Origin of the sequence: Streptomyces sp. JJ38 (assembly GCF_019303475.1) — a bacterium.
GTDB lineage: Bacteria > Actinomycetota > Actinomycetes > Streptomycetales > Streptomycetaceae > Streptomyces.
In genome coordinates this window covers 61,174-85,831 of record NZ_JABLSI010000012.1, presented here as the reverse complement: position 1 = coordinate 85,831, position 24,658 = coordinate 61,174, and the positions used below count along the sequence as shown (strand labels likewise).

Annotated in this window: 18 protein-coding genes; 12 read left to right on the top strand and 6 right to left on the bottom strand. The window is 73.9% G+C overall.

The annotated features are described in order from the left end of the window. Positions 1-23: 23 nt before the first annotated feature. Positions 24-2,519 (bottom strand): helicase C-terminal domain-containing protein, encoded by a 2,496-nt coding sequence (locus tag HPT28_RS08475; protein ID WP_219090338.1) that lies wholly within the window; start codon positions 2,517-2,519, stop codon positions 24-26. A 40-nt stretch (positions 2,520-2,559) separates the two neighbouring features. Here HPT28_RS08475 and HPT28_RS08470 point away from each other — a divergent pair, with 40 nt between their 5' ends. Beyond that, positions 2,560-3,630, top strand: a complete 1,071-nt coding sequence (locus HPT28_RS08470) for a hypothetical protein (RefSeq protein WP_219090337.1) — start codon at positions 2,560-2,562, stop codon at positions 3,628-3,630. A gap of 241 nt (positions 3,631-3,871) precedes the next feature. After that, positions 3,872-4,501, top strand: coding sequence for an HAD family hydrolase (locus HPT28_RS08465; protein WP_219090336.1), 630 nt, complete (start codon positions 3,872-3,874; stop codon positions 4,499-4,501). 165 nt (positions 4,502-4,666) lie between these two features. Here the strand turns inward: HPT28_RS08465 and HPT28_RS08460 are convergent, their stop codons facing one another. Then, the gene (locus HPT28_RS08460; protein WP_257578274.1) at positions 4,667-4,891 is read right to left on the bottom strand and encodes a hypothetical protein; all 225 of its coding nucleotides are present in this window, start codon (positions 4,889-4,891) and stop codon (positions 4,667-4,669) included. A gap of 256 nt (positions 4,892-5,147) precedes the next feature. Here HPT28_RS08460 and HPT28_RS27385 point away from each other — a divergent pair, with 256 nt between their 5' ends. The 5 genes from HPT28_RS27385 (at position 5,148) to HPT28_RS08435 (ending at position 12,845) form a co-directional block, all read left to right on the top strand. Further along, positions 5,148-5,531, top strand: a complete 384-nt coding sequence (locus HPT28_RS27385) for a cold-shock protein (protein ID WP_191210264.1) — start codon at positions 5,148-5,150, stop codon at positions 5,529-5,531. Between the two features lie 665 nt (positions 5,532-6,196). Continuing rightward, positions 6,197-6,439: a type A2 lantipeptide gene (locus tag HPT28_RS08450; RefSeq protein ID WP_219090335.1), complete on the top strand. Its 243-nt coding sequence runs from the start codon at positions 6,197-6,199 to the stop codon at positions 6,437-6,439. Between the two features lie 187 nt (positions 6,440-6,626). Next, the gene (locus HPT28_RS08445; protein WP_219090334.1) at positions 6,627-7,433 is read left to right on the top strand and encodes an HlyD family efflux transporter periplasmic adaptor subunit; all 807 of its coding nucleotides are present in this window, start codon (positions 6,627-6,629) and stop codon (positions 7,431-7,433) included. Positions 7,434-7,648: 215 nt separating this feature from the next. Next, the gene (locus HPT28_RS08440) at positions 7,649-9,778 is read left to right on the top strand and encodes an NHLP family bacteriocin export ABC transporter peptidase/permease/ATPase subunit (RefSeq protein ID WP_308119135.1); all 2,130 of its coding nucleotides are present in this window, start codon (positions 7,649-7,651) and stop codon (positions 9,776-9,778) included. A gap of 1 nt (position 9,779) precedes the next feature. Then, entirely contained in the window at positions 9,780-12,845 is a 3,066-nt protein-coding gene (locus HPT28_RS08435) for an NHLP bacteriocin export ABC transporter permease/ATPase subunit (RefSeq protein WP_374226938.1), read from the top strand. A gap of 171 nt (positions 12,846-13,016) precedes the next feature. Here HPT28_RS08435 and HPT28_RS08430 read toward each other — a convergent pair whose 3' ends face one another. Genes HPT28_RS08430 through HPT28_RS08415 form a run of 4 tightly spaced genes read right to left on the bottom strand, consistent with a single transcriptional unit; the run spans position 13,017 to position 16,591 of the window. Then, positions 13,017-13,898, bottom strand: coding sequence for a 1,4-dihydroxy-6-naphthoate synthase (locus HPT28_RS08430; protein ID WP_219090332.1), 882 nt, complete (start codon positions 13,896-13,898; stop codon positions 13,017-13,019). Continuing rightward, entirely contained in the window at positions 13,891-14,646 is a 756-nt protein-coding gene (locus HPT28_RS08425) for a futalosine hydrolase (RefSeq protein ID WP_219090331.1), read from the bottom strand. The genes HPT28_RS08430 and HPT28_RS08425 overlap by 8 nt, the downstream gene beginning before the upstream one ends. A gap of 13 nt (positions 14,647-14,659) precedes the next feature. Next, positions 14,660-15,196 (bottom strand): DUF2771 domain-containing protein, encoded by a 537-nt coding sequence (locus tag HPT28_RS08420; RefSeq protein ID WP_219090330.1) that lies wholly within the window; start codon positions 15,194-15,196, stop codon positions 14,660-14,662. Positions 15,197-15,223: 27 nt separating this feature from the next. Further along, positions 15,224-16,591, bottom strand: a complete 1,368-nt coding sequence (locus HPT28_RS08415; RefSeq protein WP_374226937.1) for an MFS transporter — start codon at positions 16,589-16,591, stop codon at positions 15,224-15,226. A gap of 463 nt (positions 16,592-17,054) precedes the next feature. Here HPT28_RS08415 and HPT28_RS08410 point away from each other — a divergent pair, with 463 nt between their 5' ends. From HPT28_RS08410 to HPT28_RS08390, 5 genes are all read left to right on the top strand, one after another. Then, positions 17,055-17,912 (top strand): DUF3027 domain-containing protein, encoded by an 858-nt coding sequence (locus HPT28_RS08410; protein ID WP_219090328.1) that lies wholly within the window; start codon positions 17,055-17,057, stop codon positions 17,910-17,912. A gap of 138 nt (positions 17,913-18,050) precedes the next feature. Beyond that, positions 18,051-18,464: a hypothetical protein gene (locus HPT28_RS08405; protein ID WP_219090327.1), complete on the top strand. Its 414-nt coding sequence runs from the start codon at positions 18,051-18,053 to the stop codon at positions 18,462-18,464. A gap of 42 nt (positions 18,465-18,506) precedes the next feature. Continuing rightward, positions 18,507-20,732 carry a hypothetical protein gene (locus HPT28_RS08400; RefSeq protein ID WP_219090326.1) on the top strand — a complete coding sequence of 742 codons (2,226 nt, stop codon included), beginning with the start codon at positions 18,507-18,509 and terminating at the stop codon, positions 20,730-20,732. Positions 20,733-20,806: 74 nt separating this feature from the next. Continuing rightward, positions 20,807-21,355, top strand: coding sequence for a hypothetical protein (locus tag HPT28_RS08395; protein WP_219090325.1), 549 nt, complete (start codon positions 20,807-20,809; stop codon positions 21,353-21,355). Between the two features lie 144 nt (positions 21,356-21,499). Beyond that, the gene (locus HPT28_RS08390; RefSeq protein WP_219090324.1) at positions 21,500-24,565 is read left to right on the top strand and encodes a sacsin N-terminal ATP-binding-like domain-containing protein; all 3,066 of its coding nucleotides are present in this window, start codon (positions 21,500-21,502) and stop codon (positions 24,563-24,565) included. Positions 24,566-24,658 lie beyond the last annotated feature (93 nt).

Sequence of the window (24,658 nt, the reverse complement as noted above, 5' to 3'; positions counted from 1 at the left end):
GTCGGCGTCCCCCCGGTGCTCCGTCAGCCCTCGGCGAACCGGTCGCGCAGCTCCTCGTCGAGCTCGGCGACGCCCGTCACCCGGTGCAGGGCGAACGTGCGGACCTCCTCGGCCGTGTGGTCGTAGGCGGACACGAAGCCGCCCTCCACCCGCACGGGCGCGATGACGCGCTGGCTGGCCGCGCCGTCAGCGTTGACGTAGCCCAGCCACACCGGAGTGCCCGTCAGCACCGCGCTCTGGAGGGTGGCCAGCGTGTCGGCCGCCGTCGTGCGCGGCGGCTCGCCGCCCGGCGCCACCGGCTTCCCGCCGCGCTCGCGGTGCGGCACGGTGGCGGCCAGGTCGCCCGCACGGATCGCCCGCACGGCCGCCGCGAGCAGCGTCGTGTCGGGCGGGGGCGGGCCGTCGGGGACGGGCTCGGGCGCGCTGCGCGGCGGGGTGCGGTGCGCGGCGGCCCGGGCGATCAGGACGTCCCCCTCCGCCGACTCGGCCGCCGGGGCGTGCCCCATCTCCCGCAGCTTCTCCAGCAGTTGCCCGGGGTCGGCGGTGGCGGCCAGCACGGTCGGCGCGAGCAGCCGCAGGCCGAGGGAGGCCGAGCGCTTGTCCGCCAGGATCTCCGCGAGCAGCGTGTCGTCGTCGCAGCGCACGTAGCAGGACGCCGCGCCCACCCGGAGCCTGCCGTGCCGCCGCGCCACGTCGTCGATCAGATACGTCAGCGGCTGTGGCACCGGGGTGCGGGAGTGCGCGGCCAGGAAGGCGTGCAGGTCGGCCGCGGTGCGCCCGGCGTCCAGCGCCCGCCGCACCGATTCCGGCGTGAAGCGGTACACCGTCGCCCCGCCCTTGGACTCGACGTCGGCCAGCACGCCCAGGGCCTCCGCCAGCGGGCGCTCCAGCGGACCGGGGGCGACGGCGGTCAGGTCGGCCTGGAGCAGGACGTGGTCGAGCGGCTCGGGGAGCAGCGGCGCCAGCCGGGCGGCCGCGGCCTCCGCGGCCGCCGTGACCTCCACCGCCGTCCGGGCCATGGTCAGCCCGCGGGCGTGCCCGGCCAGCGCGCCCCGGCCCGTCACCCCCAGCAGCTCGGCCTCCCGCAGCGTCGCCGCGCACAGCCGTTGGCGCAGTTCCTCGGCGCCGCGCGCGGGGCGCTCCCAGCGCAGCCGCGCGAGCAGGTCCTCCTCGCCGGGGACGCCGCCCTCGGGCAGCTCGGCCAGCAGGTCCAGCACGCGGCGGCGCACCTCGGGAGCCTGGGCCCGGTCCAGCCCGGGGCCCAGCGCGGCCAGCGCCCGGCCCTTGGCGTCCCGGGCCCCGGCCAGCCCCGGCACCCGGGTGCCGGGGAGCCAGGCGGCCACCAGCGTCGCCCAGCGCTCCTGCGGCGGCAGGTCGCGCCACAGATCGGCGGCCGGCGTGGGCGCGTAACGCTCGTCGGGTTCCCCGTCCGAGGCCAGCAGCCCTGCGGCGTAGGCGAGTTCGAGCCAGAACGCGGTCAGCGGCTCGGGCAGGTCGAGGGTGACGGCGGTGCGCTTCAGGTCCCGCATGCCGAGGCCGCCCGCCCGCAGGACCGGAGGCGGCGCGTCCTCCCAGATCGTCAGCAGCTCGTCGACGGTGCCCAGGGCCGTGAACGCCTGCCCGGCGGCGGTGGCGTCCACCGTGGCGGGGGTGTGGGTGCGCCGGGCGGTGACCTCGGGCGCGTGCGGCTCCAGCTCGCGGTGGGCCCGCCCGTCGCGCAGGTGCAGGGCGACCTCGCGAGGCAGGACGACCGTCCGCCCGCCGTCGGGACCGGCCGTGGCGCCGGTGGGCAGCAACAGCCCCCGGTCCAGCAGCCAGCGCACCGGAGGCGTCACCGACGGGCCCGGGGCGCCGCCGTCCGAGCAGCCGCTCCGGCCGCCGGCGACGGTGCCGAAGGGCGGCCCCCACGTCAGCCTGCCCAGCACCTCGCGGGCCCCGTCGGGCGCCTGTTCCAGCAGCGCGGCCAGCCGTGCCCGATCGGTGAACAGGCCGGTCAGCGCGGCGAGAGCGCTCACCGGATCGTGGGTGGTGGGCAGTCCGGCGTTGGCCTGGATCTCCTGGAGCCGCCCCGGGGACATCCCCGCCGCCGCCTCCGCGAGGGTCGGGCCGAGACCGGTGGGGGAGGGCGCGGTGGGCGAGGGGGAGAGCAGTTCGCGGGCGGTCCGCACCAGCCGCACCCGCTCGTCGGGGCCCCACACCAGCGCCCGCGTCCGCAGCGCCGCCAGCGCGCCCGGCAGGGCCTCCTCCCCGCCGGGCAGCAGCGCGGCCAGTTCCTCCGGCGAGCAGGGGTCGGACGCCACGGCCAACGCCTGGGCGGTCTGCAGGGTGAAGCGGTCCAGCCGCTCCAGGGTCCGTACGACGGAGGCGCGGGTCGCGGCGCGGGTGGCCAGCTGCGTCACATCGCCGGGGACCGGTGAGAGAAGGTCGGGGCGGGCCCGCAGCAGCTCGGTGAGCGCGTCGTCGGGCCTGGCGCGCAGCTCCTCGGCGAGGGTGCGCGGCGCGGCGGTCTCACGGGTCATCCCACCCACGGTACCGGGCTCGGCGCTGTACGGTCGGGGCGTGGGGATCGACAGCGAGAAGCTCGTTTTCGACTATCTGAGCCGGGTGGGCGACCTGGCGCACCGGACGACGATGACGGCCGCCGAACGCGCGCGCCTCATCGGCGAGTTGCGCGCCGGGATCGAACGCGCGCGGGCCACGGGCGGCGCCGAGTCGGTGGCCGAGGTACGGCGGCTGCTGAGCCGGCTGGGCCGGCCGGAGGACGTCGTCGAGGCCGCCGGTTCCGGTGCGGAGGTTCCCGCCCCCCGTCCCGCGGAACCCGGGCGGGACGGCGAGGGACCGCGCCCGGGACGCGGCGAGCGGCTCCGACCACGGCGCCGCCGGCCCCCCGAGCCGGAGCCCGGCCCGCCGCCCGGGCCCACCCCGCCGCACCTCGTCGGCATGGACGAGCTGCCGCCCGAGGCCGCCGACCCGGAGTGGTGGCGGGGCGAGGGCGGGCCGGTCACCCAGCCCACCGGCGGCCAGGTGGCCGGGTTCGTCGGCGGCATCGAGATCCCCGAGATGCTGATGCCGCCCCCGGAGGTCGAGGAGGACGACGGGAAGCCCGCCGGGGCCGGGAACGCGGTGGACGGCGGCCCGGCGGTCGACCTCACGAAGGGGCCCGAGGTGCCCACCGGTGTCGGGGCGGCTCTCCAGGAGGACGCGCCCGCCCCCGACGCCGAGGCGCCGCCCCCGGGACGCTGGGCCCGCATGCGCCGGCTGGCCGGCCCCCGGAACCGCGAGCCCGGACTGGCCCGGGTGGGCGGTCCCGTCGAGCTGCTCGCCGCCCTCGCCCTCGTCGCCGGAACCGTCTTCGGCTCCCTGCTCGCCCTGGCCGCCGGGTGGCTCCTCGCCTGGTGGTCCCCCCGGCTGCCGCTGACCGAGCGCAAGTGGGCCGTCCTGGGCGTGCCCGGCGCCGTGGTCGGCGCGGGGACGGCCTGGCTGTGGGGCAGGCTCGCCGGGCACTGGGGCGAGCCCATCCCCGAGGGCACGCTCGGCGAGGCGGTCAAGGACACCTACCCCTGGTGCGTCCGCGCCGCCGCCCTCGCCTCCGCGCTGTTCCTGGTCTGGCGGGCCCGGCGCGTCCGCTGAGACCCGCGGGCGCGGGGCGCCCGCGCGTCCGGGGCGCCGGCGGCTCGGAGTGCGCCTGCCCGCGCGCTTGGGAGGTCTGCGCTGAGGCGCGGGACGGGCCAGCGCGGCCCCCGGCGCCGGGCGTGGCCTGGGCAGGGATGCCCCTGACGGTGCGCCGCGGTCCGCGGCCGGGCTGTGGCCGCTCGCGCAGTTCCCCGCGCCCCCGCGGGGTGCCCCCGCGGAACGTCGCACAATAGTGCGCATGCCCGAAACCCGTCCGGCCGCCGTGCCGCCCGCCTCGCTCACCGTCGGTTTCGATCTCGACATGACGCTCATCGACACCCGCCCCGGCATCAAGGCCACCTACGACCTGCTCGCCGCCGAGACCGGGGTCCCCATCGACAGCGCCCTCGCCGTGAGCCGGCTCGGCCCCCCGCTGGAGACGGAGCTGGCGAACTGGTTCCCGGCGGCCGGAGTGCCGGCCGCCGCGGCCCGCTACCGGGAGCTGTACCCCGACCACGCCATCGCCCCGTGCGCGGCCCTGCCCGGTGCCGTCGAGGCGCTGGCCGCCGTCCGGGCGGCGGGCGGACGCACCCTCGTCGTCACCGCGAAGAACGAGCAGCACGCCAAGCTCCACCTCGACCACCTCGGGCTGGTCCCCGACGCGCTGGCGGGCGGGCTGTGGGCCGAGGCCAAGGCGGAGGCGCTACGGGAGCACGGGGCCGCCGTCTACGTCGGCGACCACCTCGGCGATGTCCGGGGCGCCCGGACCGCCGGGGCGCTCTCCGTGGCCGTCGCCACCGGGCCGTGCCCGGCCGGGGAACTTCGGGCGGCCGGCGCCGACGTCGTCCTGGACGACCTGCGGGCCTTCCCCGGATGGCTGGCCGGTTAGGGGGTGTTTCGTCAGTCCCGTCTGGCTGGGAACGCCTGGCACGCCCTCCCCCGGCTAACGCTGGGAGGTGCCCCCAGCGCTTTCCTCCCTCCGCCCTGCGAGCGCACGCACCAGACGCCCCCAGCCCCGCCCTCCGGGCGAACGACGCTACTGACGAAACACCCCCTACCGCCCGTCCGCCGCCTGAGCCTGCCGCCGCACGGCCCGGCGCTGTGCCGCCACCGACCGCAGGAACCCCGCCCCGGCCAGGGCGAAGCCCAGGCCCATGAGCATGGACAGGAAGTACGCGGCCGACGGGAACGGGTCGGTGCCCAGGAACAGCGGAACGAACGTGATGACCGTCGCCAGCGCGCCCAGCGTGAAGACGACCATCCCGACACGGATCAGCAGGTCGCCGGGGCGGGGCTCCTCGGCCGGGGCGGCGCCCGGCTCGGCGCCCGGCTCGGGGGACTGCTCGGCGGGGGTGGGTGTAGGGGTCACCCGTCCAGGGTAAGACGGGTGCACGGGTGCGCGGTCCTGGCCGCCTCCGTCGGTTCGGTGGCCCCTTGTCACCGGGCCCGGGGAGATTAATCTTGGGTACGGCGGGTCGAGAGCGGCCCGCCGGAGTGTTATCCGGCCACCACACGAGTGCGAGGACAGGACAGACGTGCCTACCGGCAAGGTCAAGTGGTTCAACAGCGAGAAGGGCTTCGGCTTCCTCTCCCGCGACGACGGCGGTGACGTCTTCGTCCATTCCTCCGTGCTCCCGAGCGGCGTCAGCGCGCTGAAGCCGGGCCAGCGAGTGGAGTTCGGAGTCGTCGCCGGGCAACGGGGGGACCAGGCGCTGTCCCTCACCCTGCTCGACCCCGCGCCCTCCGTCGCCGCGGCCCAGCGCCGCAAGCCCGACGAGTTGGCCTCCATCGTGCAGGACCTCACCACGCTGCTCGACGGCGTCTCCCAGCAACTGGAGCGTGGCCGGTACCCCGACAAGCAGCACGGTGCGAAGATCGCCGGGATGCTGCGGGCCGTCGCGGACCAACTCGACGTCTGACGCCTCCCCGAGGCTTCCGCCTCCTTTCCCTCCCTCTCCCTTCCCTCTCAGGGTTCTCCCCCAAGGGGCCGCGCGCCACCCCGGCGCCCGGCCCCTTCGTCATGCCCGCGCTTCTTCTGGCCCCCTGGGCCCGCGCCCCACTCGCCGGACCCGTGCCCGCAGGGGCGCTGACGGAGCGTGAGGGTGACGGCGGCTCAACCCCGCCCGGGCGGGCCTGGCCTGGGCCACAGCGGGCGCCCGGGCCGGAAGGTCACCTTCCGTCGTGGAATCTTCACAGCATGGCCCGCCCTGGTGCCCCCGTCCCGGGCCCGCTCACGGCGTCTCCACAATTCCACACCGCGTGGTTTTCTCGCCATGTCCGGGAAAATCGGTCAAGGGGATGCCTTCTTCTCGGCGGTGACTCGCTGTCTTCTGTGAAGAGGGAAGGGGGAGCTTGTTGCATTCCCTGCACATTGCCGTCCGCTACCGCGAAGCATCGGGGGCCTTTTGCGGACGCTCGTTGGTGTGATGACAGAACGATGTGATGTCATCGTCCTCCCTGCGGAGTCAGGCAGTCGTCGCCGCCAGTCTCGACTGCCGGACGGCCGTGGAATTGATTGGTTCAGCGTGTGCTGAGTCGGTCCCCCCAATCAGTGATCCTTTTGCTAACGGAAGGAAGTTCCACCATGGACTTCGCCCCCCAGATCGAGACCCGCGAGATCGACGACGCCGAGCTGGACAACGTCGCCGGTGGCGTCGCCGGTGCGTCCGTCAACGCCGGTGGCGCGCTGGACGTCACCGCCATGGCCGACGTCGACGGTGCCGCGGCGGGCCTGACCGCTCCGGTCGCCGGCCTGGCCGCCCCGGTCGCCGGTCTGACCGGTGGCGTCGCCGGTGCCGTCACCGGCAGCCTGTCCGCCGGTCTCTGAGACGCGCGGAAACATCTCTCCTGTAGGCCCCGGGACATCAGTCCCGGGGCCTACAGGGGGTGCCCACGGAAATGTGTGGACCGCGCATTCTCCGCAGATGCCGGACCCGATGCCCCGCACCGCTCAGGCGTTTCCGTAGAAGAAATTCGGCCGGATCGGCAGAGCCGGTCCGGCGAGAGGTTGGATCGTGCAGTTCAGGCAAAAGGCGTATGCGAAGTTCCAGGCGCCCGAGGCGTTGGACCTCCCGGTGCGCTTCGCCCGTCCACAGGGCCTTCTCGTGCTGCTGGTCACCCTCGCCGTGATGGTCGGTGCGACGGTGTGGGGCATGACGGGCAGCGTCTCCGCGAAGCTGGACGCGGTCGGCGTCCTCACCCATGCCCGGGGCGCCTACGTGCTCCAGAGCCCGGTCGCCGGGCAGGTGACGGGCGTGCTGGCCGAGGAGGGCGACCTGCTGCGGGGTGACGCTCCGTTGCTGCGGGTCCGCACGGCCGAGGGCGAGCACGTCGTGCGTACCGTGGCGCCCGGCCGGGTGCAGGCCGTCACCGCCGAGATCGGAGCCGTCGTCACCCCGGGGCGGGACGTGGCGACCCTGCAACGCGTCGAGAGCGCCGACGAGCCGCTGGTCGCGGTCCTCTACGTGCCCGGTGGGAAGGCCTCCGGCATTCCGGACGGCGCTCGGGTGGACCTGGCCGTACGGTCCGTTCCCCGGGAGGAGTTCGGGGTGCTGCGCGGCCGGATCACCGCCGTCGGACGGGCTCCGCGCACCGTGCAGCAGCTCGCCGGGTTCCTCGGGGACGCGACGCTCGCCGAGCAGTTCGCCGCGCTCGGCGGCCCGGTGGCGGTAACCGTCACCCTGGAACGGTCCGAGCGGGGCGAGTCCGGCTACCGGTGGTCCCGCTCGGAGGGGCCGCCCTTCCCCGTCGAGGCGATGACGCTCACCGACGCGGCCGTGCACCTGCCCGACCAGCGCCCCGTCGACTGGCTGTTCGCATGAGCCGCCGACGCGCCCCCGTCCCGCAGCGCGGAGCCCGGCGCGGGGCCGGACGGGCAGGCCAGGGCGACGCGCAGCACGAGGCCGGGCGCGCGCGGCAGCGTGGCGGGCGACGCGGCGGCGCGGACCGGCGTCGGCACCGGCCCGGGCCCGCTCCCCGGGCACGACGGGAGCCCGTGCCCAAGGCGCGGCGGCACAAGACCGTGCGCACGCCCACCGTGCTCCAGATGGAGGCGGTGGAGTGCGGCGCCGCCGCGCTGGCCATGGTGCTCGGTCACCACGGCCGCCACGTGCCCCTGGAGGAGCTGCGGATCGCGTGCGGCGTCTCCCGTGACGGCTCCCGGGCCAGCAACCTGCTCAAGGCGGCCCGCGGTTACGGGCTGACGGCCAAGGGCATGCAGATGGAGCCCGCGGCGCTGGCCGCCGAGGTGGCGGCCCCGGCCATCCTGTTCTGGGAGTTCAACCACTACGTCGTCTACGACGGCCCCGGGCGGCGCTTCGGCCGGCGCGGCGTCTACGTCAACGACCCGGACAAGGGCCGCCGCTTCGTCAGCCTGGAGGACTTCGACACCAGCTTCACCGGCGTCGTCCTCACCTTCGAGCCCGGCCCCGGCTTCCGCGCCGGTGGTCGCAGGCCGGGGGTGCTGGGCACGCTGCCGACCCGGCTGCGCGGCATGTCGGGCACGATGTTCGCCGCGCTGCTGGCCAGCCTGTTGCTGGTCGGCGTCGGCGCCGCCGTCCCCGCGCTGAGCCGCACCTACATCGACATGTTCCTGATCGGCGGCCAGTCCTCGCTGCTCGGCGTGCTCTTCGCCGCCATGGCCGCCTCCGTCGTGCTCACGGCCGTCCTCACCGGTGTCCAGCAGGCCAACCTGCTGCGCGGGCGCATCATCTCCTCCACGCTCGGCAGCGCCCGCTTCCTGCGCCATCTGCTGCGGCTGCCGGTGACGTTCTTCACCCAGCGCAGCCCGGCCGACCTCGTCCAGCGCCTCCAGTCCAACGACACCGTGGCCGAGACGCTGGCCCGCGACCTGGCCAGCGCCGGGGTGGACGCCGTCGTCGTCATCCTCTACGCGCTGCTGCTGTGGACGTACGACCCGCAGCTCACCCTCGTGGGGGTGGGGATCGCGCTGCTCAACGTCGTCGCGCTGCGCGTCGTCGTCCGGCTGCGGGCCACCCGCACCCAGAAGCTGCGGGCCGACAGCGCCCGCCTCACCAACACCTCCTACAGCGGGCTGCAGCTCATCGAGACGATGAAGGCCACCGGCGGCGAGAACAGCTACTTCCGCCGCTGGGCCGGGCAGCACGCCATCACCCTCGACGAACAGCAGCGGCTCGGCGTGCCGACCGCCGCGCTCGCCGTCGTCGCGCCCACACTCGCCACGCTCAACAGCGCCGCCATCCTGCTCATCGGCGGCACCCGGGCCGTCGAGGGGCACATCTCCGTCGGCCTGCTCGTAGCCTTCCAGGCCCTCGTCGTGCGCTTCACCGCGCCGATCACCCGGCTCAACGGCGTCGTCGGCCGCGTGCAGGACTTCGCGGCCGACGTGGCACGGCTGAAGGACGTCGAGAACTTCCCCGTCGACCAGCTCTACTCGCGCCGCGAACCCCCGGCCGACACGCGGCGGCTGAAGGGCCACGTGACGCTGGAGAACGTCTCGTTCGGGTACAGCCCGCTCGACAAGCCGCTGCTGCGCGGGTTCTCCCTGACCGTCGGTCCGGGGCAGCAGGTGGCGCTCGTCGGGCCCTCCGGGAGCGGCAAGTCCACCGTTTCGCGGCTCATCTCCGGGCTCTACACGCCCTGGGAGGGCGTCATCCGCATGGACGGCCAGCGGCTGGACGACATCCCGCGCGGGGCGCTCGCCTCCTCGGTGTCCTTCGTCGACCAGGACGTCTTCCTCTTCGAGGGCACCGTCCGCGACAACGTGGCCCTGTGGGACCCCTCCATCACCGACGAGGCCGTCGCGGCCGCGCTCAGGGACGCCGCGCTGGAGGACGTCTTCCTCAGCCGGCCCGGAGGCATCCACAGCCCCGTCGACCAGGACGGCCGCAACCTCTCCGGCGGCCAGCGGCAGCGGCTGGAGATCGCCCGCGCCCTCGTGCGGCGGCCCAGCATCCTCGTCCTGGACGAGGTGACGAGCGCCCTGGACGCGGAGACGGAGCAGATCATCATCGACAACCTGCGCCGCCGCGGCTGCGCCTGCGTCGTCATCGCCCACCGGCTGAGCACCGTGCGCGACAGCGACGAGATCCTCGTCCTCGACGGCGGCACCGTCGTCGAGCGCGGCCGCCACGAGGAGCTGATGGCCGCCGGGGGCGCCTACGCACAGCTGGTCACGGAGCACTGAGTTGACCTTCCTCCACGACGCCGACTCCGCGCCGTACGACGCCGCCCCGGCGCCCCACGGCACCGCGTCGGCGGAGAGCGCGGGCGACCAGCCGTACGATCCCGTCCTCGCCGCCGTCGGCGCCCTGGGTGAGCCCGTCGACTGCACGGGGCTGCGCAGCATGTCCCTGGACGGGCCGCACGTGCTGTGGCTCGTCCAGTCGGGCGCGCTCGACCTGTTCGCCGTCGACGCGGCCCAGCAGGGCCACTGGCACTTCCTGGGCCGACTGGGCCCCGGGGCCCTGCTGCTGGGCCCGGTGGAGGGCCCGCGGCACACGCTCGTCGGCCGCCCGCTGCGCGGCTGCGCGCTGCGGCGCGTCTGGCTGCGCGAGCTGCAACCGCAGACGCCCCCGCCCCACGCCTGGGGCGGCACCGGCCACGTGCCGGAGGACGACCAGTACGCCCAGGGGTACGGCTACGACGCCTACGGCTACGACGCTTACGGCCACGACGCCTACGGCCACGATGCCTACGGCTACGGCCACGGCCAGGACGCCGGGCACGGGTACGGCGTCGGACAGGCGTACGGGCCCAGCCCGCTGGAGCACGCGTTCGCGGTCGGCGTCGGCCACAGCCTGCGGGTGCTGTCGGAGGCGCCGCGCCAGGGGCACGGCGGTGCCGAGCCGCCGCCCTCGGCCGAGGACCTGCTCGCGGCTCCGGACGACGACGAGATCCTGTGGGTGCGGGTGCCGCCGGGCAGCGTCCGGTACGGGGCCGAGTACGGGGCGGATGTCGCCGCCGACCTGCTGGTGGACGGCGCCCTGTGGCAGCGGCTGGTCAACCAGCAGTACCGGCTGACCTGCGCCCTCGACCGCTGGATCGACCACCTGGAGCAGGCGCACGAGGACCGCACCGCCGCCGGCATCGCCGCGGGGGAGACGGTGAAGGCGCAGGCGGACCAAGCGCTGCTGGCCTCCATCCGCACCCGCGGCGGGGGCGGCGCGGGGGTCCAGGCCGAGGCGACGGACGACGAGACCCTCGCCGTCTGCCGCACGGTGGCCCGCGCCGCCGGCATCACGCTCACCGCCCCGGCGGCCGGGGCGTCACCGCTGGACGAGCGCACCGATCCGATCGAACGCATCGCCCTGGCCTCCCGTATCCGCACCCGGGGCGTGGGGCTGCGCGGGCGCTGGTGGCGGGAGAACGTGGGCCCGCTCGTCGGCCGCCAGGCGTTCACCGGGCACCCGGTGGCGTTGCTGTGGCGGCGCGGCCGGTACGAGGCGGTGGACGCCGACGGGCGCCGCACCCGGATCGGGACGCCGGGCGTCGCGGCCCGGTTCGAGCCGCGTGCCGTCATGCTCTACCGGCCGCTGCCGGACCGCCCGGTGGGCGCCTGGCGGCTCGCCCGGTTCTGCCTGCACGGCACCCGCCCCGACCTGGGGACGCTGGCCCTGGGCAGCCTCGTCGCCGTCGCGCTGGGCGCCCTGGTGCCCATCGCCACCGGGCGGGTCCTCGGCGTCTACGTGCCGGCCGCGGAGACGGGGCTCATCGTCCAGGCGGCGCTGGCCGTGATGGTCTCCAGCGTCGTGACGGCGGCGTTCATGCTGCTCCAGAACCTGTCGGTCCTGCGGCTCGAGGGGCGCGTGGAGAGCACGCTCCAGCCGGCCGTGTGGGACCGGCTGCTGCGGCTGCCCACCCGGTTCTTCACCCGCCGGTCCACCGGCGAGCTGGCCAGCGCGGCCCTGGGCGTCAGCCACATGCGGCGGGTGCTGTCCGGAGTCGGCCCGGTGGCGGTGCAGTCGAGCACGGTCGGGGCGATGAGCCTGGTCCTGCTGCTGTGGTACAGCGTTCCGCTGACCCTCGCCGCCCTCGGGCTGCTGACCGTCGTCTGCGGCACGTTCCTGGTGCTGGGCCTGTGGCAGGTGCGCTGGGAGCGGCGGCTGACGAAGCTGTCGCACAAGCTGAACAACCGGGCCTTCCAGACCCTGCGCGGCCTGCCGAAGCTGCGGGTGGCCGCCGCGGAGAGCTTCGCCTACGCCGCCTGGGCCCGGGAGTTCGCCCGCAGCCGGGAGATCCAGCAGCGGGTGGGGCGGATCAAGAACGTCACCACGGGGCTCAGCACCGTCTATCTGCCCCTCACCACACTGGTCATGTTCATGCTGCTCGCGGGGCCGGCGCGCGGCACCCTCACCGCCGGGGACTTCCTCACCTTCAACACCGCCGTCACGATGCTGCTGACCTCGGTCACCCAGATCACCGGCGCGTTCCTCTCCGCCGCCTCCGCGCTGCCGCTGTTCGAGCAGATCCGGCCCGTACTGGACGAACTCCCCGAAGTGCCCGGCGGCAGCGCCCACCCCGGCGTGCTCACCGGGCGCCTCGAAGCCCGGAATCTGTCCTTCCGCTACACCGACGACGGGCCCCTCGTCCTCGACGACGTCTCCGTCGAGGTGGCACCCGGCGAGTTCGTCGCCGTCGTCGGCCCGAGCGGCTGCGGCAAGTCGACGCTGCTGCGCATGCTCATCGGCTTCGACGCCCCCGACCACGGCAGCGTCCTCTACGACGGTCAGGACCTCGCCGCCCTCGACCGCGCCGCCGTCCGCCGCCAGTGCGGTGTCGTCCTCCAGCACGCGCAGCCCGTCGTCGGCTCCATCCTCGACGCCATCCGCGGCGCTGAGGAGTTCACCCTGGAGGAGGTCTGGGAAGCCGCCCGGATGGCGGGGCTCGCCGAGGACATCGAAGCCATGCCGATGGGTATGCACACGATCCTGTCCACCGGCGGCGGCACCATCTCCGGCGGCCAGCGGCAGCGGCTCATGATCGCGCAGGCCCTCATCCGCCGCCCCCGCGTCCTGTTCTTCGACGAGGCGACGAGCGCCCTCGACAACGAGGCCCAGCGCGCCGTCATCGACAGCACCCGGGCCCTGCGCTGCACGCGGCTCGTCATCGCACACCGGCTTTCCACGATCATGGACGCCGACCGGGTGCTCGTGATGTCCGCGGGCCGGATCGTCGAGCAGGGCACGCCCGCCGAGCTCCTGGCCCGTCCCGACGGCCCCTTCCACCACCTGGTCCGCCGTCAGCTGGCCTGAACGGGACGCCCACAGCACCCCGGACCCCCGGCGCTGGGGAGGTCTGCGCGGAGGCGCAGGGCTGGCACGGGCAGTACTTTGGCGCCGGGCCCGGCCTGGGCAGAGGCCGCCCCTGCCCGCGCGTCGCAGGGTGTGGGCACGGCGTGGCCGTTCGCGCGGTTCCCCGCGCCCCTAACGGGGCGCCCACAGCGCGTCCGGGGCCAGCGGCGGCACGAGGCCCTCGGCGGCGGCCCGCGTGAGCAGCCCGCGCACGGCGGCGTACCCCGCCTCGCCCAGATCGGCGGTGAACTCGTTGACGTAGAGGCCGATGTGCTGGTCCACCACCGCGCGGTCCATCTCCTGCGCGTGCTCCAGCACATATCCGCGGGACGCCTCGGGATCGTCCCAGGCCATCCGCACCGAGGCCCGGATGGCCCCGGCCAGCGCCGTCAGCCGCTCCGCGCCCAGCGAGCGACGCGCGACGATCGCGCCGAGCGGGATCGGCAGCCGCGTCGTGCGCTCCCAGTGCTCGCCCATGTCCGCGAGCCGGTGCAGGCCGAACCCCTGGTAGGTGAACCGCGCCTCGTGGATGACGAGACCGGCGTCCACCTTGCCGTCCCGCACGGCGGGCATGATCTCGTGGAACGGCAGGACGACGATCTCCCCGACCCCGCCGGGCACCTCCGCCGCCGCCCACAGCCGGAACAGCAGATAGGCGGTGGAACGCTCGCTCGGCACGGCCACCGTCCGGCCGGTCAGCGACAGCCCCGGCTCACGGGTCAGCACCAGCGGGCCGCAGCCCGTGCCCAGCGCCCCGCCGCACGGCAGCAGCGCGAACTCGTCCAGTACGTAGGGCAATTGGCCGTAGGAGATCTTCAGAATGTCGAACGGGCAGTCGGCGCCGCGCTCGGCGAGCCCGTTGGTCACGTCGATGTCGGCGAAGGTGACGTCGACCGGGGGCGCGTCCGGCACGAGCCCGTGCGCCCAGGCGTGGAAGACGAAGGTGTCGTTGGGGCAGGGCGAGTACGCGATCGAGACGGTGCCGTCCCCGGCCCCCCGCGGAACGTCAGCCATGAGTCGTCCTCCACCTCGTCCCATCCCCGGACCTCGTCCACGTCTCCAGCAGCGGCGCCGCCGCCCGGAACGCGTCCCCGAGCGCGGCCAGCGCCTCGGGAACCCGCCAGGCCGCACGGTCCCGCGGGCCGACCGCGTTCGACACGGCCCGCATCTCCAGGGCCGGGACGCCGAAGGCCGCCGCGGCCTCGGCGACCCCGAAGCCCTCCATCGCCTCCGCCACCGCCCCCGGGTGACGCCGGACCAGCTCGGCGGCGCCCTGCGCGGTGCCGGTGACGGTGGAGACGGTCAGCACGGGCCCGGTCACGCCGCCTACGGTCTCGGCCAGTTCCCGCACGGGCTCCGGCGGCGGCCGGTGCACCGACGTGCCGAAGCCCAGCTCCGCCACGGGCAGGAAGCCCTCGGCCGTCTCCGCGCCCAGATCGGCGGCCACGAGCGCGGTGGCCACCACGATCCGCCCCGGTGCGACACCGATGCCGCCGCCGATACCGGCCGACACGACGAGCTCATACGGCGTCCCCGCGAGGACGGCCGCCGTCAGCGCGGTCGCCGTACCGGCCGCGGCGGCGGCCGGGCCGACGCCCGCGGCCAGGACGTCCAACTCGGCGTCGGCGCCCTTCGGACCGTCCAGCGCGACCCGGTGCGCCTCGGCCGCGCCGGGCAGCCCGACCGGCCTCGGCGGCCGGCCGGCGGCACCCGTCACCGCGTCCCGCTCGGGCGGGACGGCGGTGACGACCAGGACGCGCACGCGGACCGGTGGGTCAGTCGAGGTTGAGCTTGAAGTTCCAGACGCCGAAGACGCCCGGCTGCTCCTTCTGGTCCGCCGTGGGCTCCGGCGTCTCCAGGATCGTCAGCGTCACGCTGTCGCGCTGCTCCATGCCCAGCTGCTGGACGCCGTCGAAGATGTCGCTGACCTCGAAGGACTGGTACGTCGTGTCGTGGAAGTTGCGGAACTCACCCAGCGGGCGGCCGTCGAGCAGGACGAACCAGCCGCGCTCGGCGATCTCCGGCTCGACACCGATGCTGAGGTTCTCGTCGCGGTCGAGGGTGATGGTCTGGTCCTTGCCGACCTTGTCCGCCTCATCCCCGCACTTCTCGAGGGTCTTGTCGCTCAGCTTGTCGCCGTCGTTGTAGCAGGCGGCTTCCGCGAAGACACTGTTCGAGCCGACGGTGACCGTCGTCATCGGAGTGGGCTTCTCGCCGCACGCGGACAGCGTGAACAGCGCGAGGACGGCGGTGCCGGCCGCAGCGGCGGCCCGGGTGTGACGGCCCCGGAGCCGGGAGGGCATGCTGGTCATGAGGGGCAGGCTATCGCCCCCGCCCGCTCAGGCGACGCGGGGGTGCGGCGTGCCGCGCCGGGCCGCCGCCAACAGCCCCCGCACCGAGGCCAGCGCACCGGCCGCGATCAGCGTGGCACCCACCGCCATGCCCAGCGTCCCGTACAGCGGCAGCACGATCCCCACCGCGCCGCCCGCCACCCACGACATCTGCACCAACGTCTCCGAACGGGCGAACGCCGACGTCCGCACCTGCTCGGGTACGTCCCGCTGGATCAGCGCGTCCATCGACAGCTTCGCCAGCGCCTGGCACACCCCCGCGCACGCGGCGACCGCCGTCACCGTCACCGCCTCGAACCGCACGGCCGCCACCAGCGTGACGCCGAGCGCCACCACCAGCACCGTGGCGATGATCAGTTCCGGGGCGCGGGACCTCAGCCACGCCCCCAGCGTCGTGCCGAGCGCGTTGCCCGTACCGGCCGCCACCGCCACCAGCGCGAGCGAGAAGGCGGCGCTGCGCCCGTCCATCGGATGCTCGCGCAACAGGAACGCCAGGAAGAAGGTCAGGAACCCGGACAGCGCCCGCACCGAGGAGTTCGCGATGAGCGCGTTCAGCACGGACGCGCCGACCGTCCGCAGTCCCGGCCGGTGCTCGGCACGGTGCTGGTGCCCCGGCGTGTGCTTGGCCACCCACGGCTCCGGCTCACCACGCGCCGCCGCGAGCTGCGCCCGGTGCTCGCCCTTCGCCGAGTCCACCTGGTGCGGCAGGCTGAAGGCCAGGAACATGCCGACGATCTGGATCGCGAACGCCCCGTACAGCGGCCACTGCGGCCCGATCTGATGCAGCCCGGCACCGACGGGCGCCGCCGCACCCGTCGCCAGCAGACCCGCCAGCGTGATCCGCGAGTTCGCCTTCACCAGGGAGATGCGTGGCGGAAGCAGCCGCGGCACCACGGCCGAGCGCACGATGTTGTACGCCTTCGACGCCACCAGCACGCCCAGCGCCGCCGGATACAGCTCCAGCCCGCCGTCCGCCACCGCGCCCGAAAGTGCCAGCGCCAACAGGGCCCGGGCCAGCAGCGCGCCCGCCATCGCGGCCCGCCGCCCGTGCGGAATCCGGTCCAGCAGCGGGCCGATGATCGGCGCCAGCAGGATGAACGGCGCCAGCGTCACCGCCAGGTACAGCGCCACCCGGCCGCGCGCCTCACCGGTGGGGACGGAGAAGAAGATGGTCGAGGCCAGCGCGATCGTGATGAGCATGTCGCCGGCCGAGTTGATCATGTGCAGCTCGATGAGCTTGCCCAGCCCCGACTCGCCGGCGCCCTGCGCGTGCGTGGCCCGGCGGATACGCCGTCCCAGCGCGCTCGGCGGCCGGTGCACGGCACGCCCCACGCCCCGCGCGACACGCCGCGCCACCCCCGGGCGTCCTCCCGCCCGGCCGACACCCTCGTCCCACGGCTCCACGCCCGCGGACACCGCCGCACCGCCCGGCGTGGCAGCACCCGGCCGGGTACGGCCGCTGCCACGCCCCGGGCGCCTCGACCGGCCCGTCAGGCGCCCGCCTTCCACATCGTCGGTCACCCCGTCAGTGTGCCCCAGGTTGACCCGTTTCAACGGCATCGAAGCTTGACCGACACCGGAACCCGCCACGAGCTGAACTCTTCCCTCCGCACCCGCCTCGGTCGGTTGCGGTACGTCGCCGTGGGGTAGCGTGGGAGCACAGCGCGCCCCGTACGGCATCGTCCCCCGTGTTCCCGGTGCGGGTTACGTCGCAGCGGTCCAACGGTCCGCTCCGTCCCCCACGGCGACCACTTGGCCACCTGTCGTGCGCGCAGGCGCGACATGGCGTAGGGAAGAGACGATTGCTGTGAGTGCTGCGATGCGAAGCCGTACCCCCGACCGGCTGTGCGCCGAGGCAGTGGAACTCGCCCGGGAGGCCGCCGTCGACGCGGCCCGCCCCGGCACCGTCGGCGACTACCTCGGAGCCGTGGCCGACGGCGACCGCGTGGTCACCCACCTCTTCGAATGCCAGGAGCCCGGCTATCGCGGCTGGCGCTGGGCCGTCACCGTCGCCCGCGCCTCCCGCGCCCGCGTCGTCACCCTCGACGAGACCGTGCTGCTGCCCGGCCCCGAGGCCGTCCTCGCCCCCGTCTGGGTGCCCTGGAGCGACCGCCTGCGCCCCGGCGACCTCGGCACCGGTGACCTCCTGCCCACCGAGCCCGACGACCTGCGCCTGGAACCCGGCTTCTCCGGCGAGGACGCCCCGCCCCCGAACTCCGCCACCCCCGAGGCCCTCGCCGAGCAGGAGCCCGGCCCGCTGCCCCGCACCGGCGAGATCGGCGCCGTCGCCGACGAGCTCGGCATGCGCCGCGCCCGCGTCCTCTCCCGGCTTGGACTCCATCTCGCCGCCGAGCGCTGGGAGGACGACTTCGGCCCCCGCACCCCGATGGCCCAGGCCGCCCCCGCCTCCTGCCAGACCTGCGGCTTCCTCGTCCCCCTCGCCGGCTCCCTCCGCCAGGCCTTCGGCGTCTGCGCCAACGAGTACGCCCCCGCCGACGGCCGCGTCGTCTCCTTCGGCTACGGCTGCGGTGCCCACTCCGAGGCCGCCGTCATGCCGCAGCCCCCGCAGCCCCCGCCCCCGGTCATCGACGAGACCAAGGTCGACGCGCTCTCCCTCCACGACACCCCGGCTCCGTCCCCGGCCGCCGACCCGGAGCCGGACCAGCCCGCCACCTGACCCTCCCCACCCCTCACCCAACCGAAGCGACGCGTTCCGCCGAACCCGGTCACCGGTCGGCGCTACAGTGACGCCGCACGCCGTGTGGCGGCGTGAACACGGATTCGGGTGGACGGGGGTCGAAAGGGTGGGGGAGAGGTGTCGTTCGACGAGGAGTGGGCCCAGCTCAAGGAGCGGGCCGGGCTGCGCCTGGCCGGGGTGGCACCGGTCGACGGCGGGGGCGGAATCCCCGGGCCGCAACTGAAGGTGACTCCGTCGCTGCTCGTGAACCGGGCAGGCGAGGCCGAGACCGTCCGCACCGCCTTCCGTAAGGCGGACGACGCCACGATGAAGGAGACCGGCGAGATCGCGAAGGGCCTCACGGGCTTCGCCTCCGCCGGAGCCGTCGCGGTGTTCCAGGAGCGCTGGCGCGAACAGATGACCTACATGGACGGCTTGCTGGGCCGGGGCGTGGCCCAGTCCCTCCGCAACGCCGCCGGGCTGCTGCGCGTCGAGGACCTCGACCAGGCGGACAAGGCCAGGCAGATCGATGTGCCGAAGGACGTCAAGTAGCTCGCCGGGGGAACACCGAAGATGGTCACGTACCACAACCTGATGACCGCCGACCTGGCCCCGCTGGACGAGGCGGTGCTCAAGTGGCGCAACCTGCCCGGCCAGTTCAACACGATCGGCCGCAATTTCGACAACCTGGTCATCAAGGGCCTGCGGGGCTCCGACTGGACGGGCGAGACGGCCGAGGCGGCGTTCAGGAAGTTCGACGGGGTCGTCCGCCAGTTCAGCTCCGCCGAGGACGAGGCGCGAGCCGTCCACCGTCTCCTCGAGAGCGCGCTGGAGGCGTTCCGCTCCGCCCAGAAGCGGGCGCGGGCCGTCCGCGACGAGGTCGAGGAGGACCGCAACCTCAGTATCTCCTCCGAGGGGGTCGTCACCTTCTCCGCGACCGATGACGAGGACGGCAGCAGGCAGCGGCTCTACACCGAGACGATCACGGGCTACAACACCCGCGTCCGGAGCGCCGTCAACGACGCCACGGACGCGGACGAGGCCCTGAAGTGGGCCCTGACGCAGGACTGGAACGGCCGCGACAAGGGCTTCAACGCGGGCACCTACGACAGCGTCGACGCCGCGGCGGAGGGCAAGCGGCAGGCCGCCGAGGACGCCGACACCACGACCCGAATCCTCGCCAAGGGGCACGGGGCGGACTACGCGGACCTGCGAACCCTCAACACGGTGCTCGCCCGACGCGAAGGCGACCCGTACTTCGCCGAGCGCTTCGCCCTCAAGGCGGGGCCGAACGGCGTTCTGGAGTTCTGGGCCGGGGTCACCGCCGACCACGACAGGACCAAGAAACAGACGGCGATCCTGACGAGACTCCAGGACTCCCTCGGCCACACCCTGGCCACGGCCTCGCACTCCCAGAGCCCGGAGATGCGGCAGTGGAAGAAGGAGATCATCGAACTCGGCGGCGAGCGGGTCATCGCCCCCACCAACCCCGGGGCCGAGCCGGTCAAGGCCCGTACCCCTTACGGCTTCCAGGTCCTCAGCAGCCTCATGCACGAGGGAGATTTCGACCCCGACTTCCTCCAGTCCTACGGTCGTGAACTCATCGACTTCGAGAAGGAGTGTGACAGTAGGTATATCTGGACTCTCGGCGTCGAGCCGCACTACCTGAACATCGGCGGAACCGACAAGGGTAACGACCCCATGGCAGGATTCCTGACGGCCCTGGGGAACAACCCAGAAGCCTCCAAGGAATTTTTCCACTCCGGCAACTGGGAGAATTACAACCCCAATGAATGGGACAAATACCTGGACAAGGATCTGAGGTACCTCTTGCTCGAGCGTGGCTGGCCCCATGATCCGGTGGAGGGCCAGGACTCCAAGCGAGGGTATGCATACGATGAGCTTGGCCGTGCACTGGAGTCCGCCACCTTGGGAGTCCCTTACCGGGAAGTCGGCCTACAGCGCGATGATGTCACGGCCAACGTCATGGAGCAGGTGGCCATCGCCGTAGCCCATGACCCTGACTTTTCGGACAAGCGGCCAGGTGTTGTAAACAGCCTCGCCGAAATGGGAGCGGGCTACATCGACGACCTGTCGTGGGGTGTTGCGCCACATGCTGGCCCAATGGACTCTGAGGATCAGAGGAGCATTTTCGATCGAGGAGATGTCGGCCATATCTCACTGGATGAAGGCGCGGCTCTTAGGTTTCTCTACAACGTCGGTCAACACTCTGGTGGTTACGAGACCCTGTCGGCGGCTCAGCACGCTTATACCGCCAGTCTTATGGAGGCGCAGGGCGACGACTCGGAGCTGGCGCACAAGGCTCAGAATGTAGGCGCGTACAACCATGGAATCCTTGACGAAGCGCGGACTTCGCAGATCGAACAGGAGTTCAAGGGTAGGGCGGATGAGGTGAACAGGGCCAGGGAGGAATCCTCGTCGTGGAAGAAGTACGGCGTCAGCGTTGGAGTGAGCGGAGCTGCATTCCTGGGTGTGACGGCGGCAACGGCGAACCCAGGCGCCGGGGTTGCGGCCGCCGTCGCCGTTCCGATCGCCGTGGATGCGGGAGTCAAGGCACTCGACACGTACTTCGGGAATGAAATGGCAGAGGATGTCAAGGCGGGTGAGCAGGATAATTCGATCGAAGCGGGCATCGAATCCGATAAGATCATCACACATGGTCAAAGAATGTCCTGGAGTAATGGGTACGCGTACCAGGAGCTGCATGGCTTGAAGGGCTCGTCCATGGATGATGGGGCTGCGGGTGCCTACACGCGCGGGATGGTTCGCGCGGATACGATGGATGGGACTGATAGGTGAGGCGAGTACCAGTGGCTCTTTCCCTGCTCAGTGTCATCATGGGCTGCGGCTCAGGGGGGCCGGAGTCAGGGGAGTTGGCTGACTACGACGAGCTCTGCCACGGAGTGTTCGCGGAGGTGAAATTCAACGAACCTGGAGTCAAGGGGATTGCGCCGCCCGAGCGGATAGTGGATGAAACCGAGGCGGGCCCGCAATATCCAGGGAATTTTTGCACCCTTCGGCGTCCTGGTGATGAGTCCCTGAAGTTCGACATCTCCTACGCCTGGGCGGCCTCAGGGAGTGAGTTCAGGCTGCCAGAGGAGCATCTGAACAGTGACCTGGGTCAGGAGTGGTACTACGGGGGCACGGAGCACGTCGAGCTTATCGCCATGATTGGCGGGGCTGAGATAGGTGTCAGGAAAATCCGTTTCCTGTGCCAGGAGCAGGGTGGGGGCGAGCCGCGCACTGTCGAGGGTCGCCTTGAGGACTGGATGGATCTCATAGGTCGGGACGGCGAGTTCTCCGTGCTCCTCGCCTCGGGGGAGAAGGCTGCCAAGGGCTTCGGGTGCCGGAACGACCTGGTCTTCCCGGATGTCGCCGACGTCGAACACGCCCCCGAGGCCTCGCCCTCGGTGAACGGCTGACGACTCCGGCGTTGGGAAGCGTCGCGGGGGCGCCCGGACGGCCATGCCGGAATCGCCGGGGTGCCCGGGGACAGTCGCCCCGGGCCGCCCGCGCGGGGCGCACCGGTGGTGGGGGAGCCCTTGGGGAGCGGTACGGTCGGCCGCATGGACGGTGATGTGTTCGGGGTCGGCGAACTCCGACGGCGAGTGTTGGACGCGTGGACGGCCTCACCTGCCCGCTTCCGGGAGGACGCGAACGCCGAGGAGGAGCTGGCCCTCGGCGGCTACCGGGACCGGCTCGTCGTGGAGCTGGCCCAGAACGCGGCGGACGCGGCGGCGCGGGCCGGAGTGCCCGGGCGGCTGCGGTTGACGTTGCGCGACGGCACGCTGGTGGCCGCGAACACCGGAGCCCACCTGGACGCGGCCGGGGTCGAGTCGTTGGCGACGCTGCGGGCTTCGGCCAAGCGGGACGAGGCCGCGACGGTCGGCCGGTTCGGCGTCGGGTTCGCCGCCGTGCTGACGGTGAGCGACGAACCGGCCGTGGTGAGCCACGGCGGGGGCGTGCGGTGGTCGTTGGCGGAGGCTCGGGAGCTGGCCGCGGCGGTGCCGGGGCTGGCGGAGGAGCTGCGGCGCCGGGACGGCCACGTGCCGCTGCTGCGGTTGCCGTTCGCCGCGGAGGGGGCCGCGCCCGCCGGGTACGACACGGCCGTGGTGCTGCCGTTGCGGGACGCGGCCGCGCGGGAGTTGGCGGAGCGGCTGCTGGCCGGGGTGGACGACGCGCTGCTGCTGGCCCTGCCGGGGCTGGCCGAGGTCACGGTGGAGACGGCCGAGGGCGAGCGCACGCTGACGCGCCGGGCCGACGGACCGTGGACGGTGATCGGTGACCGGCGTTGGCGGGTGGCGTCGGCGCACGGTGTCACCGATCCGGCGCTGCTGGCCGACCGTCCGGTGGAGGAGCGGGGCCGTCCGGTCTGGACGGTGACGTGGGCGGTGCCGGTGGACGGTGCCGGGGCGCCGGTCCGGCCGGAGACGGCGCCCGTGGTGCACGCGCCCACGCCCACGGACGAGCCGTTGGGCGTGCCCGCGCTGCTCATCGCGAGCTTCCCGCTGGAGTCGACGCGGCGGCACACCGCTCCGGGCCCGCTGACGGACTTCCTGCTGGACCGGGCGGCCGACACGTATACGGAACTGCTGCGCGACTGGCACCCGGTGGGCCCGGGAGTTATCGACCTCGTCCCCGGCCCGCTCGGGCGCGGCGAGCTGGACGGGGCGCTGCGGGCGCGGCTGCTGGAGCGGCTGCCGGGCGTGCCGTTCCTGCCGAGCGCCGCCCCCGGTGACGGGTCGGACGGGGCCGAGGGCGAGCCGCTGGCGCTGCGTCCGCGGGACGCGGAGATCGCCCAGGGCGCGGGCTCGGCCACGGTGGCCGTCCTGGCCGAGCTGTTCCCGAGCCTGCTGCCCGCGGGGCTGGAGCGGCGCACCGAGCTGCGCACGCTGGAGGTGCCGCGCATCCCGCTCGGCGAGGTCATCGACCGTCTGGCCGGGATCGAGCGCGATCCCGCGTGGTGGCGCCGACTGTACGACTCCTTGGCCGGGGTCGACCCCGACCGGCTCACCGGGCTGCCGGTGCCGCTCGCGGACGGCCGCACGACGATCGGTCCACGGCACGTCCTGCTGCCGCTGCCCGATATGGCCGGGGCGGACCGGCTGGCCCGGCTGGGGCTGAAGGTCGCCCACACCGAGGCCGCGCACCCGCTGCTGGAGAAGCTGGGCGCCGTCCCCGCCACGCCGCGCGCCGTCCTGACGACGCCGCAGGTCCGGGCGGCCGTGGCCGCTTCGCTGGACGCCGACGAGGTGTGGGACGAGGACGGCTCCGCGCTCGACCCGGAGGAGTTGACGGACCTCGTGCTCGGCCTCGTCCGTGACGCGGGGCTCGCACCGGGCGACGAGCCGTGGCTGGCCGCGCTCGCCCTGCCCGACGAGGACGGGGAACCGGTGCCGGCCGGTGAGCTGGCCTTCCCGGGCAGCCCGTTCGCCGCCGTGCTGCGCGAGGGGGAACTGCCGCTGTGCGAGCCGGAGCTGGCCGAGCGCTGGGGCGAGCAGACGCTCACCGCGGTCGGCGTGCTGGCCGACTTCCCGCTGGTGCGCGCCGCCGACCTCGTCCTCGACCCGGACGAGTTCGAACCCCGTGACACCGACTACCCCGAGCCGGACGACGCCGGGCTGCTGGACGCCGTCGACGTGTGGTGCGAGGACGTCCTGGACCAGCTCCCCGACACGCCGGTGCCGCCGGTGGCCACCGAGCTGCTGGCCGTCCGCGACCTGGACCTCGTCGACGACGACCGCTGGCCGCAGGCGCTCGCCCTGCTGGCCCGGCCGCCGCTGCGGGACGCGCTGACCACGCCGGTGCGGGTTCTGCTGCCCGACGGCACGGCCGAGACGGTTCGCTCGTACACCGCGTGGTGGTTGCGCGGCCATCCGGTGCTGGACGGCCGACGGCCGGCAGGGCTGCGCGCCGCGGGCGGTGACCCGCTGCTGGCGGGGCTCTACGAGGAGGCCGACGCGAGCGGGTTCGACGACCCGGCGCTGCTGCACGCCCTCGGCGTGCGCACCTCGGCGGCCGCCCTGCTCGACGAGCCCGGTGGCGCCGCCGAGCTACTGGCCCGGCTCGCCGAGGCCGAACTGCCCGTCGGCCCGGCTCAGCTCCACGGGCTCTACTCGCTGCTGGCCGAGCTCGACCCGGAGGAGGTGACGCTTCCGGACGAGGTCCGCGCCGTCGTGGACGGCCGGGTCCGGGTGGTGGACGCCGAGGGCGCGCTCGTCGCGGACGCGCCGGACCTGCTGCCGCTGGCGGCGGGGCGCGCCCTGCTGCCGGTGCGCCCGGAGCGGGCCGCGCGGCTGGCCGCCGTGCTGGACGTGGGCCTGCTGAGCGAGGCCGTGCCCGCGCCCGCCCCCGGGGGCGGCGCCCTCCGCGAGGTGCCCGGCGAGGTCCGCGAGCTGCTCGGCCCCGAGACGCCGATGTCGTACACCGAGCACGACGAACTCCTCGTCGAGGGCGTCGAGCTGGACTGGCGGCTCGCGCCGGACGGCGCCCTGCACGCCGCCACGCTGGAGGGTCTCGCCGCGGGGCTGGCCTGGGCGGCGGGGGCCTGGCCCCGGCGCTTCGAGGCCGCCGCGCTGCTGGAGGACCCGGAGCGCGCGGACGAACTGACCGTCGACCGCTGGTTCGACTGACCCGGCCGCGGGGAGCGCGGCACACCCGGCCCGTGAGACGTCCGCCGTCTCACGGGCCGGACAGCCCCGTTGCCGGGCTACCGAGCGGTTAGG

Excerpts from the sequence above, each read along its gene's own strand:
- HPT28_RS08420 (WP_219090330.1), bottom strand. The coding sequence starts at position 15,196 with ATGACCAGCATGCCCTCCCGGCTCCGGGGCCGTCACACCCGGGCCGCC.
- HPT28_RS08430 (WP_219090332.1), bottom strand. The coding sequence starts at position 13,898 with ATGGCTGACGTTCCGCGGGGGGCCGGGGACGGCACCGTCTCGATCGCG.
- HPT28_RS08465 (WP_219090336.1), top strand. The coding sequence starts at position 3,872 with ATGCCCGAAACCCGTCCGGCCGCCGTGCCGCCCGCCTCGCTCACCGTC.
- HPT28_RS08450 (WP_219090335.1), top strand. The coding sequence starts at position 6,197 with ATGGACTTCGCCCCCCAGATCGAGACCCGCGAGATCGACGACGCCGAG.
- HPT28_RS08390 (WP_219090324.1), top strand. The coding sequence starts at position 21,500 with ATGGACGGTGATGTGTTCGGGGTCGGCGAACTCCGACGGCGAGTGTTG.
- HPT28_RS08400 (WP_219090326.1), top strand. The coding sequence starts at position 18,507 with ATGACCGCCGACCTGGCCCCGCTGGACGAGGCGGTGCTCAAGTGGCGC.
- HPT28_RS08475 (WP_219090338.1), bottom strand. The coding sequence starts at position 2,519 with ATGACCCGTGAGACCGCCGCGCCGCGCACCCTCGCCGAGGAGCTGCGC.
- HPT28_RS08410 (WP_219090328.1), top strand. The coding sequence starts at position 17,055 with ATGCGAAGCCGTACCCCCGACCGGCTGTGCGCCGAGGCAGTGGAACTC.